The sequence below is a fragment of the Lactococcus petauri genome (assembly GCF_002154895.1).
Lineage (GTDB): Bacteria > Bacillota > Bacilli > Lactobacillales > Streptococcaceae > Lactococcus > Lactococcus petauri.
The window spans coordinates 1-14,289 of the sequence record NZ_MUIZ01000007.1; the positions used below are offsets into that span (position 1 = coordinate 1).

The 14,289-nt window shown below is 39.6% G+C and carries 13 protein-coding genes and 6 tRNA genes; 16 read left to right on the forward strand and 3 right to left on the reverse strand.

Going from position 1 to position 14,289, the window contains the following annotated elements:
• Nucleotides 1-53 precede the first annotated feature (53 nt).
• From BZZ03_RS09900 to BZZ03_RS09925, 6 genes are all read left to right on the forward strand, one after another.
• Nucleotides 54-126 (forward strand) — tRNA-Val (locus BZZ03_RS09900).
• Between the two features lie 39 nt (nucleotides 127-165).
• Nucleotides 166-246, forward strand: a tRNA-Tyr gene (locus BZZ03_RS09905).
• A 7-nt stretch (nucleotides 247-253) separates the two neighbouring features.
• A tRNA-Trp gene (locus tag BZZ03_RS09910) sits at nucleotides 254-324 on the forward strand.
• A gap of 11 nt (nucleotides 325-335) precedes the next feature.
• Nucleotides 336-408: transfer RNA gene (locus BZZ03_RS09915), tRNA-His, on the forward strand.
• Nucleotides 409-415: 7 nt separating this feature from the next.
• Nucleotides 416-487, forward strand: a tRNA-Gln gene (locus BZZ03_RS09920).
• Nucleotides 488-517: 30 nt separating this feature from the next.
• Nucleotides 518-601, forward strand: a tRNA-Leu gene (locus BZZ03_RS09925).
• A 92-nt stretch (nucleotides 602-693) separates the two neighbouring features.
• On the opposite strand, the gene BZZ03_RS09930 is transcribed toward BZZ03_RS09925, so the two are convergent.
• Nucleotides 694-3,300 (reverse strand): cation-translocating P-type ATPase, encoded by a 2,607-nt coding sequence (locus BZZ03_RS09930; protein ID WP_086583187.1) that lies wholly within the window; start codon nucleotides 3,298-3,300, stop codon nucleotides 694-696.
• Between the two features lie 128 nt (nucleotides 3,301-3,428).
• On the opposite strand from BZZ03_RS09930, the gene BZZ03_RS09935 reads away from it, so the two are divergent.
• The 6 genes from BZZ03_RS09935 to BZZ03_RS09960 all read left to right on the forward strand — a co-directional run bounded on the left by BZZ03_RS09935 (nucleotide 3,429) and on the right by BZZ03_RS09960 (nucleotide 8,997).
• Nucleotides 3,429-3,905 carry a DUF536 domain-containing protein gene (locus BZZ03_RS09935; RefSeq protein ID WP_019291465.1) on the forward strand — a complete coding sequence of 159 codons (477 nt, stop codon included), beginning with the start codon at nucleotides 3,429-3,431 and terminating at the stop codon, nucleotides 3,903-3,905.
• A 216-nt stretch (nucleotides 3,906-4,121) separates the two neighbouring features.
• A complete protein-coding gene (gene gap, locus BZZ03_RS09940) occupies nucleotides 4,122-5,132 on the forward strand; it encodes a type I glyceraldehyde-3-phosphate dehydrogenase (protein ID WP_003133076.1) in 1,011 nt (336 codons plus the stop codon).
• Nucleotides 5,133-5,271: 139 nt separating this feature from the next.
• Nucleotides 5,272-6,222 carry a DUF6287 domain-containing protein gene (locus BZZ03_RS09945; RefSeq protein ID WP_086583188.1) on the forward strand — a complete coding sequence of 317 codons (951 nt, stop codon included), beginning with the start codon at nucleotides 5,272-5,274 and terminating at the stop codon, nucleotides 6,220-6,222.
• Nucleotides 6,223-6,271: 49 nt separating this feature from the next.
• Complete coding sequence (locus BZZ03_RS09950; RefSeq protein WP_019335732.1) at nucleotides 6,272-6,613, forward strand: zinc ribbon domain-containing protein YjdM; 342 nt, start codon at nucleotides 6,272-6,274, stop codon at nucleotides 6,611-6,613.
• 87 nt (nucleotides 6,614-6,700) lie between these two features.
• The gene (gene recG / locus BZZ03_RS09955; RefSeq protein ID WP_086583189.1) at nucleotides 6,701-8,707 is read left to right on the forward strand and encodes an ATP-dependent DNA helicase RecG; all 2,007 of its coding nucleotides are present in this window, start codon (nucleotides 6,701-6,703) and stop codon (nucleotides 8,705-8,707) included.
• 35 nt (nucleotides 8,708-8,742) lie between these two features.
• A complete protein-coding gene (locus BZZ03_RS09960; RefSeq protein ID WP_086583190.1) occupies nucleotides 8,743-8,997 on the forward strand; it encodes a hypothetical protein in 255 nt (84 codons plus the stop codon).
• Between the two features lie 40 nt (nucleotides 8,998-9,037).
• Here the strand turns inward: BZZ03_RS09960 and mnmE are convergent, their stop codons facing one another.
• Complete coding sequence (gene mnmE, locus BZZ03_RS09965) at nucleotides 9,038-10,402, reverse strand: tRNA uridine-5-carboxymethylaminomethyl(34) synthesis GTPase MnmE (protein WP_019335735.1); 1,365 nt, start codon at nucleotides 10,400-10,402, stop codon at nucleotides 9,038-9,040.
• A gap of 130 nt (nucleotides 10,403-10,532) precedes the next feature.
• Here mnmE and BZZ03_RS09970 point away from each other — a divergent pair, with 130 nt between their 5' ends.
• The 4 genes from BZZ03_RS09970 (at nucleotide 10,533) to rpiA (ending at nucleotide 13,800) form a co-directional block, all read left to right on the forward strand.
• Entirely contained in the window at nucleotides 10,533-11,243 is a 711-nt protein-coding gene (locus tag BZZ03_RS09970; RefSeq protein ID WP_086583191.1) for a pseudouridine synthase, read from the forward strand.
• A 2-nt stretch (nucleotides 11,244-11,245) separates the two neighbouring features.
• Nucleotides 11,246-11,971, forward strand: a complete 726-nt coding sequence (locus BZZ03_RS09975; RefSeq protein ID WP_086583192.1) for an ABC transporter ATP-binding protein — start codon at nucleotides 11,246-11,248, stop codon at nucleotides 11,969-11,971.
• The gene (locus BZZ03_RS09980) at nucleotides 11,961-13,052 is read left to right on the forward strand and encodes an ABC transporter permease (RefSeq protein ID WP_086583193.1); all 1,092 of its coding nucleotides are present in this window, start codon (nucleotides 11,961-11,963) and stop codon (nucleotides 13,050-13,052) included. Before BZZ03_RS09975 ends, BZZ03_RS09980 begins: the two co-directional genes overlap by 11 nt.
• Nucleotides 13,053-13,128: 76 nt before the next feature.
• Nucleotides 13,129-13,800, forward strand: a complete 672-nt coding sequence (gene rpiA / locus BZZ03_RS09985) for a ribose-5-phosphate isomerase RpiA (protein WP_061414897.1) — start codon at nucleotides 13,129-13,131, stop codon at nucleotides 13,798-13,800.
• A gap of 24 nt (nucleotides 13,801-13,824) precedes the next feature.
• Here the strand turns inward: rpiA and BZZ03_RS09990 are convergent, their stop codons facing one another.
• A complete protein-coding gene (locus BZZ03_RS09990) occupies nucleotides 13,825-14,277 on the reverse strand; it encodes an NUDIX domain-containing protein (RefSeq protein ID WP_019291474.1) in 453 nt (150 codons plus the stop codon).
• Nucleotides 14,278-14,289 lie beyond the last annotated feature (12 nt).

Consider the following 14,289-nt stretch of genomic DNA (forward strand, 5'->3'; position numbering starts at 1 on the left):
CCGGAAGTAGTTGGGGGTTGCCCCCTGCGAGATAGGGTAAATGCCAAGTGATTGGGAGTTTAGCTCAGCTGGGAGAGCATCTGCCTTACAAGCAGAGGGTCAGCGGTTCGATCCCGTTAACTCCCATTGAATATGTTATAATATATTCAATGACAATTAAATATCGGAAGGGTAGCGAAGAGGCTAAACGCGGCGGACTGTAAATCCGCTCCTTCGGGTTCGGGGGTTCGAATCCCTCCCCTTCCATAGTTTTACGGGCATAGTATAAAGGTAGTACAAAGGTCTCCAAAACCTTTGGTGTGGGTTCAATTCCTGCTGCCCGTGTTTGTATTATGGCGGATGTGGTGAAGTGGTTAACACACCAGCTTGTGGCGCTGGCACTCGCGGGTTCGATTCCCGTCATCCGCCCTTTTAATGGGGTATAGCCAAGCGGTAAGGCAAGGGACTTTGACTCCCTCATGCGTTGGTTCGAATCCAGCTACCCCAGTTCAAATATTTTATTTGAGAAAAGTCTGTTGCCGAAGTGGCGGAATAGGCAGACGCGCCAGACTCAAAATCTGGTTCCTTCACGGGAGTGCCGGTTCGACCCCGGCCTTCGGCATAAAATAAAAGATCTAAGTATTCTTAGGTCTTTTTTGTTTTTATCTAAATGTAAAAACCACTTTCACAAAAAGTAAAAGTGGTGTAATATGTTTAGGCAAGAAAAGTTTTGTTGAGTTTTTTGATAATGAACTTTTCAATTTCTATCACGATGAAAATCATGAGAGAGAGGAGTATAGCGATAAGCCAGTGTGTTGTTGTGAGAGGCACTACATCAATGAATGTTCGTAAGGGTGTAAGTGTGAAGACAAAGGTTATGATTAAGGATATAATGGTTGTCCAGAAAATTGTTTTATTTGAATATAAACCATCTTTAAATATAGAATCGTTACTCCGAGCATTAAAGATATGGTAGGTTGAAGCGAGGGCAAGAACGAGAAATGTCATCGATTGTCCGACTTGCATACTTGGAGTAGTTCCCGCTATCTCTACAAATCTACCAAGATAGAATCCGATAAGCGAAATAATGATAAAGGTTGTGGAGGATGTGAGAATACGTTGTGAAACACCTCTAGAGAAGAGACTTTCGTTTACATCGATTGGTGGTTTTTTCATAATATACTTATCAGAGGTTTCTCGACTTAAGCCAAATCCAGGAATACCATCTGCGAGAACATTAATATAGAGAAGCTGCATACCTGTAAGTGGCAGACCCCAACCAATAATAGCCCCAAATAGCATAATAAGGATTTCGGCAACATTGGCAGAAAGAAGATAATAAATTGTTCTTTTAATATTAATGTAAACACGGCGGCCTTCAGCAATTGCACTCACAATAGTTGCAAAGTTATCGTCGGCTAAGATGATGTCAGAGGCATTTTTTGCCACTTCTGTTCCGGCGATTCCCATTGCGGTTCCGACATCTGCTGCTCGTAGAGAGGGAGCATCATTGACACCGTCACCGGTCATGGCAACTATATGTTTTTTATCTTGCCATGCTTTCACAATCCGGAGCTTGTCTTCAGGCGAGACACGTGCATAGACTGAAATTTTTTCAATCTTTTCCTTGAGGTCCTCATCCGTCATGTTTGCCAAGGTAATGCCGTCTACGACCAAGTCTCCTTCACGATAAATATCAAGTTCCTGTGCGATTGCTTTAGCAGTTAAGGCATGATCCCCTGTAATCATTACAGGAATAATTCCAGCAGTACGGGCTTCGGCTACAGCATGTTTACTTTCGGGCCTTGGAGGATCAATCATTCCAATTATTCCTAAGAATGTTTGGTCTTCTTCCAAGCTTTGATGGTTTTCTGGAATCTCTTCAATTACTTTGTAGGAAAGTGCGAGGACACGCAAGGCATTTTCTGCAAAGGTGTCGTGAATATTATGTGCTTTGCTAAAGTGATTAGGGACAAGCCGATCAAAGGCTCCTTTTGTAATAACCAGGTAGCCCCCGCTTTCGTTAGGTACAACAACCGTCATTTTTTTTCTGGTCGAATCAAAAGGAAGTTCTAAGAGACGCGGGGGATTTTTATCAGGATGATAAGAGTTATGTGCGATAAGGAAGTTGATGATGGCTGTTTCTGTTGGATCGCCGTGTGTGACCCATTTCCCCTCGTCTTTTACGGCTGTTGCATTAGATACTAAACCAAACTTGTAAATTAAATCTTTTTCTTTATCAGAGAGTTGGTCCTTATGCCAAATATCTTCTCCCTGTACCCAGAGTCTTTGAATAGTCATCTGGTTTTGAGTAAGTGTTCCTGTTTTATCGGAAGCAATGACCGAAGCATTTCCCAGGGTTTCAACAGCAGGAATGTTACGAATAATGGCTTTTTTATATGCCATATTTTCTACACCATAAACGAGTGATAAGGTCACGATGACAGGAAGAGTTTCCGGCACGGCAGCAATACCAAGAATAACAGCCGTCATCATATTTTCACTGAAGGGAATGCCACCGTGCAATAAGTTGACAATAAAGATGATTGCCCCTGCACCAAAAGCAATTGCAGCAAGGCGTTTTGCCAGAGAATCAATACGTTTTTGTAAAGGTGTTTTCCCTTTAACCTGGTCTTCTAAAAGTTGGGCAATTTGTCCCATCTGACTTTTCATTCCTGTAGCTACAACAATTCCCTGAGCTGTACCGTTAAGCACATTTGTTCCCGAGAAAACCATGTTCACTTGGTCTCCCAAAGGCACATCTTCGAGGATCTCACGTGAAGCATCTTTTTCTATTGGTTCAGACTCTCCTGTTAGGGAGGATTCATCGACTTGTAAGCTATTTGCTGAAAGGAGACGAACATCAGCACCAACCTGTTCTCCAGCGCTCAGTTGAAGCAAATCACCGACAACCAATTGCTCAGAAGGAATTGTGCTGAGCTTCCCTTCACGTATAACCGTAGAATTTGGAGCCGATAATTTCTTGAGGGCGGATAAGGCGGTTTCGGCACGTTCCTCTTGCATGTGAGCAACGATAACATTGATGACCACGATTAACAGAATAACGATTGGTTTGGTGAAGTTTCCAGTATCCATCGATAGGTAAAAAGCAGGAACTGAGACAATGATTAAAACAAGATTCATTACCTCAAGTAGATGTTTCAAAAGCTTTTGAAAAATACTTTTTTCTTTGGCTTCTTGAAAAACATTGCTGCCGTATTTGGCTCGGTGAGCAGTAACTTGTTTTTTATTTAAACCCTCTGAAGCGCTTGTTTTATAGTACTCTTTAATCTTTTTTATATTACTTTTCTTATAATTCATAAATCCTCTATTCTACTTTTGTCATATTTATAAAATGTTTTATAATAGAATTATAATATTTTTATCATTTATTACAAAACGATTTAGCATTCAGAAAAAGCTGTATAAATAGCTAAAAATGTGGTATTATGGTAGATATGGAAACGAAAACAGTAAGTGAACTTGCAGAACTTTTTGGTGTGACTCGCCAAGCGATGAATAAACGCATCAAGCAGCTAGACGAGCAATATGTAGAGAAAAATGAAAAAAATGTTACTGTAATTAATGAAGGCGGTATTCATGAACTTGAACGCCTTTATGGCAAAGTTGTGACAGCGCAGGCGGAAGTTGTTGATGGTAAAGATGAAACACAAGAACTTTCAACAGCGCCAACGGACACAGCTGTTTTTGAGTTGGTTTCAAACCTGATGAAAGATAAGAATGCAGAAATTGACCGTCTAAATCAGCAATTGATGGCTAAAGATGCACAAATTGCAGAAAAAGATAAGCAAATCAACCGTCAACAAGAACTGATGGAAAAATCTTTGAGTGATAATAATCAGTTTTTACTTGAAATGAAGGCTGAGTCAGAAAAAGGCTTCTTTGCCAAACTTTTCGGAAAATAATAACAGTGGCAAAACTGTTATTTTTTATTAGAAATATAAGGAAGTAGACAAATGTAAACGTTTTCCTCTTCGTTCCCACGGTTGTGCCTATTTTCCGGCTTTTATGTTTGCAAAATCTCAAAAAAGTGTTAAAATGTAAGAGTAAGTTAAATGATTAACTTAGTGATAGAGAATTTCTCTATAAACAAAATTTTAAACCTATAAGGAGACTTACTCATGGTAGTTAAAGTTGGTATTAACGGTTTCGGACGTATCGGTCGTCTTGCTTTCCGTCGTATTCAAAACGTTGAAGGTGTTGAAGTAGTAGCAATCAACGACCTTACAGATCCAGCAATGCTTGCTCACTTGTTGAAATATGACACAACTCAAGGTCGTTTCGACGGTGAAGTTGAAGTTAAAGATGGTGGTTTCGAAGTTAACGGTAAATTTGTAAAAGTTACTGCAGAAGCTAACCCAGCTAACATCAACTGGGCTGAAGATGGTGCAGAAATCGTTCTTGAAGCAACTGGTTTCTTCGCAACTAAAGAAAAAGCTGAACAACACTTGCACGCTAACGGTGCTAAAAAAGTTGTTATCACAGCACCTGGTGGAAACGATGTTAAAACTATCGTTTTCAACACTAACCACGAAATCTTGACTGGTGAAGAAACAGTTATCTCTGGTGCATCATGTACTACTAACTGTCTCGCGCCAATGGCTGATGCTTTGAACAAAAACTTCGGTCTTAAAGTTGGTACAATGACAACTATCCACGGTTACACTGGTGACCAAATGACTCTTGATGGCCCACACCGTGGTGGTGACTTCCGTCGTGCACGTGCTGCAGCTGAAAACATCGTACCTAACTCAACAGGTGCTGCTAAAGCTATCGGTCTTGTATTGCCAGAATTGAATGGTAAACTTCAAGGTCACGCACAACGTGTACCAGTTCCAACTGGTTCATTGACAGAACTTGTATCAGTTCTTGATAAAGAAGTTACTGTTGAAGAAGTTAATGCAGCTATGAAAGCAGCATCTAACGAATCTTACGGTTACAACGAAGATGAAATCGTTTCATCTGATATCGTAGGTATCTCTAACTCTTCACTCTTTGACGCTACTCAAACTGAAGTTACTACAGCTGACGGCGTTCAATTGGTTAAAACAGTTGCTTGGTACGATAACGAAATGTCTTACACATCTAACCTCGTTCGTACACTTGAATACTTCGCTAAAATCGCTAAATAATTCTGTTATTTAACGTTAGAAACAGAGAAGCTTAGCTCCTCTGTTTTTTGTTGTCTTTATTTTTTAGAGCGTCTTTGAGATTTTTTTCATAATATAGTACACTATAGGGAGTAGTGGTTGAGAAAGCAGGAATTGGATTATGGATAAAAATTCGAAAAAGCGAAGAGTTATTTTTGGAAGTATCCTTACGGGTCTTTTACTTGTTGGCATAGCTATATTCCTGATTGTTGTTGTCTATTCAACACCTAAAAAAGATACCTCGCGGGCTTTAAATCATCATAAAACTTCAGAAAGTTCAATGATGAAGATGAGTTCAACTCAAGGGAGTAAATCAGATACGATACAGACAGCTTTAACGGAATGGAAGGGTTTAGCTCTTAACCAACAAATTGCTTTATTGGCTCAGTCCTATGCTAAATTAAATCCTCAGTCCACAATTTTATCATCGGACCATATGGCAATGACAGGGGATATTGATGATGGTACAATAGAGTGGTATGATTCAAACAAAATTATCCATAAGGTTAATGTGAAAATTAACCAAACGATGATTAAATATAACTACATCAATGCTGAAACATGGGAAACAGAAGAGCAAGTAACAAAGATAGATACGGTTCTTGCAGATTATTTTGAAACCCCCACAGCTAAACAAGTTACTGAAGAAATAGCTGCCAGGCTAATCGATTCTGCCAGATTGACAAGCTTAAATGCTGAGATGAATTTAGAACAAATTGCTCAAGGTGATTATTCAAGTGTGCAAGGCACTTGGAAAAATTTGGCAGGCAGCACACTAACTTTTGAAACTAATCAGTGTTACATAGTGGAGGGTGAACAGAAAACCAGACTTATTCTGACTACTCTATCAGCAGATAATCCGCAAAATCAAGGATTCCTTATGGTAAATAGCAATCCTGAAGGCTCTCTTGCTGGAGCGGGGCTCTCCTTTATTCCAACAGGTTATGATTGGGCAGATACAGACAAAGCGAAACTTCGTATTTGGTTGTCCAACACTTTTGGTCCAAGTGCGCACTTACCAGAGGGACAAAGATTAGGAATACAAAAAGCAATTTACTATAAAGTAGATTAAACACATAATAAACAATACCAACAATAAAAAAACAGAAAATGGAGAAATAATGGAAACACCTAAATGCCCAACTTGTTCAAGTGAATATACTTATGAACTCTCAGACACGACATTTGGATGCTCAGAATGCGGCAACGAATTTACACAAGCAGATTTAGAAGCAGATAAATTTGTTGTGCTTGACAGTGTCGGACAACCTTTAGCTGATGGGGATGCTGTAATTATCATACAAGATCTTCCAGTAAAGGGAATGCCAAAGTCCATTAAAAAAGGTACAAAAGTTAAAAACATACGTATCAATGAATTTGGGAAAAATGAACACTATATTGATTCAAAAATTGATGGTTTTGGGGCCATTGGATTGAAGGGATCTGTTGTCAAGAAAGCATAAGCAATAGAAAAATGACCTTCTGGTCGTTTTTTTTATTTGAGTATAAAGGAGAAGGTAGTAAAACAGCTTTTCTGCTATAATGAACTTATGAAACTAACAGACAGTATACAATACCTGAAAGGTGTCGGACCTAAATCTTTTGAAAATTATCAAAAGCTTGGCATTTCCACAATACAGGATTTATTGCTTTATTTTCCTTTCCGTTATGAAGATTTTGCTGGACGCTCCATTTTTGAGTTAGTAGATGGAGAAAAAGCAACGGTGATTGGTGAAGTGGTAACACCCGCTAATGTCCAGTATTATGGATTTAAACGCAACAGACTTACTTTTAAACTCAAACAAGGGGAAGCTGTAGTTGCTGTGAGCTTTTTTAATCAGCCCTATTTAGCGGATAAGATTGAGGTTGGAAAAGAGGTTGCGGTTTATGGCAAATGGGAACAAAAAAAGCAGCAACTGCTGGGCATGAAAATATTAACACAAGCAGAAGATGGCTTTTCCCCCGTGTATCATCTTACCGCAGGGATGAAGCAATCCAGCTTGGTGAAAACAATTCAAATGGCTTTTGAGAGTGGGCTTTTATCGGAATTAAACGAGAATCTGCCAGACTATTTATTGAAAAAGTACCGATTGATGCCTCGGCAGGAAGCGGTACGTGCCATGCATTTTCCAGATGATATGGAGATGCACAAGCAAGCTTTAAGGCGCGTGAAGTTTGAAGAACTCTTTTACTTTCAACTGAAGTTGCAGGCTTTGAAACATAAAGAGAAAGCACAACGCTTTGGACGAAGGGTTATTTTTGACCAGCGGTTGATGGAAGAAAAAATTAAAAATCTTCCTTTTGAACTGACAGGAGCCCAACAAAAATCCTTAGACGAAATTTTAGCAGATATGTCTTCAGCTTACCATATGAACCGTCTTTTACAAGGTGATGTCGGTTCAGGGAAAACAGTTGTTGCTAGTTTAGCAATGTATGCAGCAGTCTTATCTGGGCTTCAAGCTGCTATAATGGTTCCGACTGAAATTTTAGCGCGACAACATTTTGCTAACTTACAAAATCTTTTTCCTGAACTAAAAATTAGTCTTCTTGTTTCGGGATTAAAAGTTGCGGAGCGAAGAGCGATACTAGAAAGTTTAGCAAGTGGTCAGACACAAATGGTTGTGGGAACGCACGCTTTAATTCAGGAAGGGGTTGATTTTTATGATTTGGGGCTGGTCATTACCGATGAACAACATCGCTTTGGGGTTAACCAACGGAAAGTCTTACGCGAAAAGGGTCAAAATCCTGATGTACTTATGATGACTGCGACACCAATTCCTCGGACCTTGGCGATCACAGCTTTTGGTGATATGGATGTCTCCATTATCGACGAATTACCTAAAGGGCGGCAACCGATTACGACCAGATGGGTAAAACACGAGCAACTTCCAGAGGTCTTGAAATGGATAAAAGAAGAACTGGTACAGCAGGCACAAGTTTATTTTATTTCGCCACTTATTGAAGAATCAGAAGCTTTAGACTTAAAGAATGCTGTAGCTCTTTATGAAGAACTGAACCAGTATTTTGGCGAAGAAACAGGCATTGGTTTACTGCATGGTAAGATGAAAAATGAAGAAAAAGACCAGATTATGCAGACTTTTAAGGCAGGGGATTTGTCGGTTCTGGTTTCCACAACGGTTATTGAAGTTGGTGTGGATGTGCCAAATGCAACGATTATGGTGATTATGGATGCGGATCGTTTTGGGCTCTCTCAGTTGCATCAGTTAAGAGGCCGTGTAGGACGGGGGAGTAAGAAGTCCTATACGATTCTCGTTGCCAATCCCAAGACAGAATCAGGTAAAAACCGGATGAAGATAATGTGTCAAACGCAGAATGGTTTCCGTTTAGCTGAAGAAGACCTGAAGATGCGCGGATCCGGAGAAATATTTGGCGTACGTCAATCAGGTTTACCAGAATTTCTAGCAGCTGATATAATGAATGACTACAATATTTTAGAAGTGGCACGTCAAGAAGCGCAGGAAATTTTTAAAACACCTGACCGTCCAGAATATCAGATGATGCTTGCAGACTTGGATGTTGACGGTGGTTTTGATTAACGTTTCAATTATGAATTCAAGAAAGGATGATAAAAATGGGACTTTTCTTAGCATTTCTAGGTGGTGGACTTTCTTTGCTGAACTTTTCTGCCGAATGGCGGTTTCTTTCCTTGCAGCTTATTTTCACTCTCCTTTCCTTAAGTAGTATGTTCACCTATAAAGGAAAGCGCACAAGAAGATCCTATGAAGGAGATGGCACAAGTATCTTCACCTTTGGCTTTGCTTTGTGTTTCCTTTCATTTATCGGATCAGCATCGATTCTTCTGGCCTTATTCATGGGCTGGCAGTGAATAAAAAAACATAAGTGGAATATCTCCTACTTATGTTTTTTTATTTTCCTAAGCAGAACTGGCTGAAAAGCTGAGTAATCAGTTCATCCGGTGCAGCTTCTCCGGTTATTTCACCAAGCAATTGCCAACAGCGCGTGACATCCACTTGGATGAGGTCCACAGGAAGTCCCATCGCCAAGCCTCTATTTGCTTCCTTCAAGGCATCTAAAGCTTGTTCGACTAGGCCGATATGACGTGCATTGGAAAGAGTAGTTGCATCTTTTGTTTCAATTTCCCCAGAGAAAAATAGCGCGCGTATTTGTTTTTCGACGGCATCAAGATTTTCATTTTTTAAGGCAGAAATTCTGATAAAGTCTTTAGGGAGTTTTTCGAGCTCAATTTTTTCTGGTAGATCGGTCTTGTTCAACAAGACGATACGGTTTGTCGAAGAAGAAAGTTCCAACAATTCCAGATCTTTGGGAGTTAAAGGTGACGAAGCATCAAGCACAAGTAAGACCAAGTCGGCTTCTTCTAAGGCTTTTTGACTACGCTCAACACCGATCTTTTCGACGATATCCTCAGTTTCTCGTATACCAGCAGTATCAATTAACTCAAGGGGCACACCACCAATATTGGCAAACTCTGTGATAACATCACGTGTTGTTCCGGCTATGTCGGTAACAATGGCTTTTTCCTCACGTAAAAGTTGATTGAGCAAACTTGATTTACCAACATTTGGCCGGCCAATAATTGCTGTTCTCAAACCTTCACGCAGAATCTTACCGCGTTTAGCTGTGGCAAGAAGTGTTTCCAGAAGTTGTTCAAAATGGGCTGTTTTTTCCAGAAGCATTTGACTTGTCATCGTTTCAACGTCATCATATTCGGGATAATCAATATTGACTTCCACTTGCGCGAGCGATTCTAAAATTTCTTGACGAATATTGTTAATCAAGTTAGAGAGGCTTCCATCGAGCTGTTTTACAGCAATATTGGCTGCCTGATCTGTTTTAGCACGAATCAAATCCATTACGGATTCGGCTTGCGCCAAGTCAATACGTCCATTTAAAAATGCACGTTTAGTAAATTCACCTGGTTCAGCGAGGCGAGCGCCAGAGCGCAGCAGGAGTTGCAAAATTTCTTGGGTGACAGCAATTCCGCCGTGTGTGTTAATTTCCACAAGATCTTCACGCGTAAAGGTTTTTGGAGCTTTCATTACAGAGAGCATAACTTCATCAACGAGACGGTCCTCGTCAAAGATATGACCATAGTTGATGGTGTGTGAAGCAACTTTATCGAGATCTTTCCCTTGAAAGACCTTTTTAGCGATTGAGACAGCATCGCTACCAGACAATCGGACGATAGCAATTGCTCCTTCACCTAAAGGCGTGGAGATGGCTGCTATAGTATCAAATTCTTTTGTTATCATATTTTTATCCTAATTACTAATTTCAGTATGCCCTATTATATAACAAGTCGTCATAAAAATAAAGATTCGTTAACTCTTTCTTAAAGGTTTATCTTATCCATATTAAGCAAAATTCTAGTAAAATAAGAGTATGAGATTGGATAAATATTTGGCGGAAGCCGGGCTGGGATCACGTAAAGAAGTTAAGGTGATTCTCAAGACAGGAAAAGTGACAGTGAATGATCAGAAGGTGAAAGACGGCAAACTACATGTTGAGCCAGATAAAGATTCTATAAATTATGATGGGCAACCCATAGGCTATCAAGAATTTTATTATTACCTCCTTAATAAACCCGGTGGTGTTGTTTCGGCAACGAAGGATAATAAGGACAAAACAGTTGTCGAATTATTAAAGGGAAAAGATTTTCGCGAAGATCTTTTCCCTGTAGGGCGCTTAGATAAAGATACAGAAGGCCTTCTGTTGCTTACAAATGATGGGCCACTGAGCCATAATCTTCTGAGCCCTAAAAAACATGTAGAAAAAGAATATTTTGCTCAAATCCAAGGCCAGGTTACACAAGAGACTGTTCGAGAATTTGCAGCAGGTTTGACCTTGAAATCTGGAGAAAACGTCAAACCAGGTCAACTTTTTATTGAGAAATCAGAGGAGAATAAAAGTGAAATTCGCCTGATTATTCATGAAGGTAAATTTCATCAGGTCAAACGAATGTTTGAAGCTGTAGGGATGAAGGTAACTTATCTCAAACGGTTACGTATGGGAAGTTTAAGATTGGATCCGGAATTAACTAAGGGAGCATACCGTCCGCTCACAGAAGAGGAAATTTTAAAACTCAAGGAGTAGCTATGGAAGAAATAGTTTCTGTAAAAAATCTAAGTGTCCAATTTGAAAAAGAAGAGGTTTTAAAAAAACTATCTTTAAGTCTCTTTGCAGGAGAAATTGTTGGACTCATCGGTCCTTCAGGTTCGGGAAAGTCAACTTTTATGAATGCATTACTCGGGATTGTTGCTCCTAATAGTGGAGAAATCAAACTACTTGATATCTCGATTCTTAACCGCAAAGTGATGCGCAAAATTGGCTATATGGCACAGTCGGATGCCTTGTTTACAGAACTTACAGGGAAACAAAATATGGAATTTTTTGGAGCCCTGCAAGGAAAAATAAGTGAAGAGGAGCTGCTCAAAGCTGCTCAAACCGTTGGGTTAATATCAGCTTTGTCCAAGGCTGTTTCGAAATATTCTGGTGGAATGAAGCGTCGCTTATCTTTAGCAATTGCTCTCCAGACGGGTGCTCCTCTCTTATGCCTAGATGAGCCCACAGTTGGTATTGATCCAGAACTTCGACAGGAAATATGGACAGAGCTTAAGCGACAAGCAGAGATGGGCAAAGCTATTCTCTTGACGACACACGTAATGGAAGAGGCAGAGCGGTGTGATCGAGTTGTTTTATTAAGAGACGGGCACTTTGTGGCCCAAGGAAGTCCTGAAGCCCTTAAATCCCAGTTTCATGTTACTACTGTGGAAGAGGCATTTATTCAAGCAGCTCAAGCAGGTGATTATGATGAGAATTAAAGCAATTTTTAAACGTATACTGCTACAAAGGTTGAGAGATAAACGAAGCTTGGCTTTACTTTTCTTTGCTCCCCTTGGCATTATCAGTCTTTTATATTTTCTTCTTCAAGTTCCTTCGGATATAAAATATCGTGTGGGTCTACAAGAAAACCAACCTGTTTTAGCACAAGTTCTCAAGCAGAACGAAAAACTAAAAGTGATTGAAATAGAAGAAACGTTAAATACTCGAGAAACAGTAAATACTCACAATTTAGATGCTCTGATACAGCTGGTAGGAGATGAAATAGAAGTAACTTATGCAAATAGAGATACGTCAAAAACACAGGCACTTACTCAGATGATTGGACAAATTGCTCAAAAGATCCCAGCGAGTATGCGAGAAAACCAAGCAAAAAGTTCTGCAGAAAAAGTGCCGCAAGCCTCGTTAGAAACACTAGCTCTGAACATAAAAAGTCATTATCTTTATGGTGACAGTTCCCTGAGTATGTTTGATAATTTAGCGCCACTGCTGGTAAGTTTCTTCGTTTTCTTCTTTGTCTTTTTAATATCAGGCATTTCACTTGTTAATGAACGAAGCAGTGGTACAGTTATGCGAATGCTGGTTACACCTGTAAGACGTACTGAAATTGTGGCAGGTTATACTTTAGCCTATGGTTTCCTCGCACTACTTCAAACAAGCTTAATTGTACTTTGGACACGTTATGTTTTACAAATGCAGATTTTGGGGAACTTTATATTAGTCTTGTTGATTAATTTGTTGATTGCTCTGATTGCGCTGTTGATTGGACTTTTGTTGTCTGCCCTTGCGAAAACTGAATTTCAATTTATTCAGTTTGTTCCGATAGCTGTCGTACCACAATTCCTTTTTTCAGGTATTATTAATGTCGACACAATGGCAGCGCCCTTACGCTGGATTGCACATCTTATGCCTCTGTATTATGGCGTTGATGCACTTCAAAAAGTAGTGAAACAAGGCGAAGGTTTCTCTCAAATTGGAAACAACCTGTTTATTTTAGGAATGCTTGCTCTTGTATTTTATGTAGCTAATGTAGTGGCTTTGAAAGGTTTAAGAAAAACTTAGATATTCAAATAAAAAGCGAGTTATTTTCGCTTTTTTGTTATAATGATTGAGAAGAGTATTTGAAGGGATTTTACAAATGGAAAATTTAAAAAAACAAGTAGGTATAAAAGCAGCTGAGTACGTGAAGTCTGGTATGATTGTTGGATTGGGAACAGGTTCAACGGCAGCTTTCTTTGTGGAAGAATTGGGGCGCCGTGTTAAAGAAGAAGGTTTAGATATTGTTGGAGTAACGACGTCAAATGTAACCAGTCAGCAAGCTGCAAGTCTTAATATCCCTTTAAAATCAATTGATGAAGTGGATTATGTTGATTTGACAGTAGACGGTGCAGATGAAATTGATACAGCCCTTAATGGTATTAAAGGTGGTGGTGCGGCCTTGCTGATGGAAAAAATCGTTGCAACATATTCTAAAGATTATATTTGGATTGTTGATGAAAGTAAACTTTCAGAAAATCTTGGCAGTTTTAAAGTTCCTGTCGAAGTTATCCCTTACGGCTCAGAGCAGTTGTTCCGAAAATTTGCAGCGGCTGGTTATGCACCAACATGGCGGATGAATGCCCAAGACAAGCTCATCACTGATATGCAACATTATATTATTGATTTGCATATTGAGAAGATTACTGAGCCAGAAAAGCTGGCTGAAGAGCTTGATTTAACAGTGGGAGTTGTCGAACATGGTTTGTTTAATAACATGGTCAAAAAAGTTATTGTTGCAGGACAAGGCGGAGTTAAACTTATAGAAAAATAAAAAGAAGGAGTGTGCTCCTTCTTTTTATTTGTTCTTAAGCCATTGTTCTACGCCCCACTTATGAGAACCGCGCTTGAGTTTAACCAAAGCAGTCGGAACGTCAAACCAGAAAATTTTATTGAAATCCTCAAGAGGAGCCTGATCAAAATGAACTTCCAAAGTCTCGTAGATATAAGCAGGATTGCAAAAATATTTATCCCGATGTGAGCTATAAAAATATTCGTCGGCCTGTCCGAAATAACGTCCTAAAGTCGCAGTCGCACCTAACTCTTCCAGAAGTTCTCTTTCTAAGGCGCGAGCATGGTTTTCATCTGCTTCAATTTCTCCACCAGGGAGAAAAAAGGCTCCGTTTGGTGCTTGCACAAGACAGATTTGGCTCTTGTTTTCACGTGAAACAATACCATACACTCCATAGCGGTATTGGTAATCAACTCCGGCTATTTTTTCACCGAAGACTGGAATTTCTTGTTGTGTCATATTTACGGACCT

Excerpts from the sequence above, each read along its gene's own strand:
- BZZ03_RS09930 (WP_086583187.1), bottom strand. The coding sequence starts at position 3,300 with ATGAATTATAAGAAAAGTAATATAAAAAAGATTAAAGAGTACTATAAA.
- BZZ03_RS09935 (WP_019291465.1), top strand. The coding sequence starts at position 3,429 with ATGGTAGATATGGAAACGAAAACAGTAAGTGAACTTGCAGAACTTTTT.
- gap (WP_003133076.1), top strand. The coding sequence starts at position 4,122 with ATGGTAGTTAAAGTTGGTATTAACGGTTTCGGACGTATCGGTCGTCTT.
- BZZ03_RS09945 (WP_086583188.1), top strand. The coding sequence starts at position 5,272 with ATGGATAAAAATTCGAAAAAGCGAAGAGTTATTTTTGGAAGTATCCTT.
- BZZ03_RS09950 (WP_019335732.1), top strand. The coding sequence starts at position 6,272 with ATGGAAACACCTAAATGCCCAACTTGTTCAAGTGAATATACTTATGAA.
- recG (WP_086583189.1), top strand. The coding sequence starts at position 6,701 with ATGAAACTAACAGACAGTATACAATACCTGAAAGGTGTCGGACCTAAA.
- BZZ03_RS09960 (WP_086583190.1), top strand. The coding sequence starts at position 8,743 with ATGGGACTTTTCTTAGCATTTCTAGGTGGTGGACTTTCTTTGCTGAAC.
- mnmE (WP_019335735.1), bottom strand. The coding sequence starts at position 10,402 with ATGATAACAAAAGAATTTGATACTATAGCAGCCATCTCCACGCCTTTA.
- BZZ03_RS09970 (WP_086583191.1), top strand. The coding sequence starts at position 10,533 with ATGAGATTGGATAAATATTTGGCGGAAGCCGGGCTGGGATCACGTAAA.
- BZZ03_RS09975 (WP_086583192.1), top strand. The coding sequence starts at position 11,246 with ATGGAAGAAATAGTTTCTGTAAAAAATCTAAGTGTCCAATTTGAAAAA.
- BZZ03_RS09980 (WP_086583193.1), top strand. The coding sequence starts at position 11,961 with ATGAGAATTAAAGCAATTTTTAAACGTATACTGCTACAAAGGTTGAGA.
- rpiA (WP_061414897.1), top strand. The coding sequence starts at position 13,129 with ATGGAAAATTTAAAAAAACAAGTAGGTATAAAAGCAGCTGAGTACGTG.
- BZZ03_RS09990 (WP_019291474.1), bottom strand. The coding sequence starts at position 14,277 with ATGACACAACAAGAAATTCCAGTCTTCGGTGAAAAAATAGCCGGAGTT.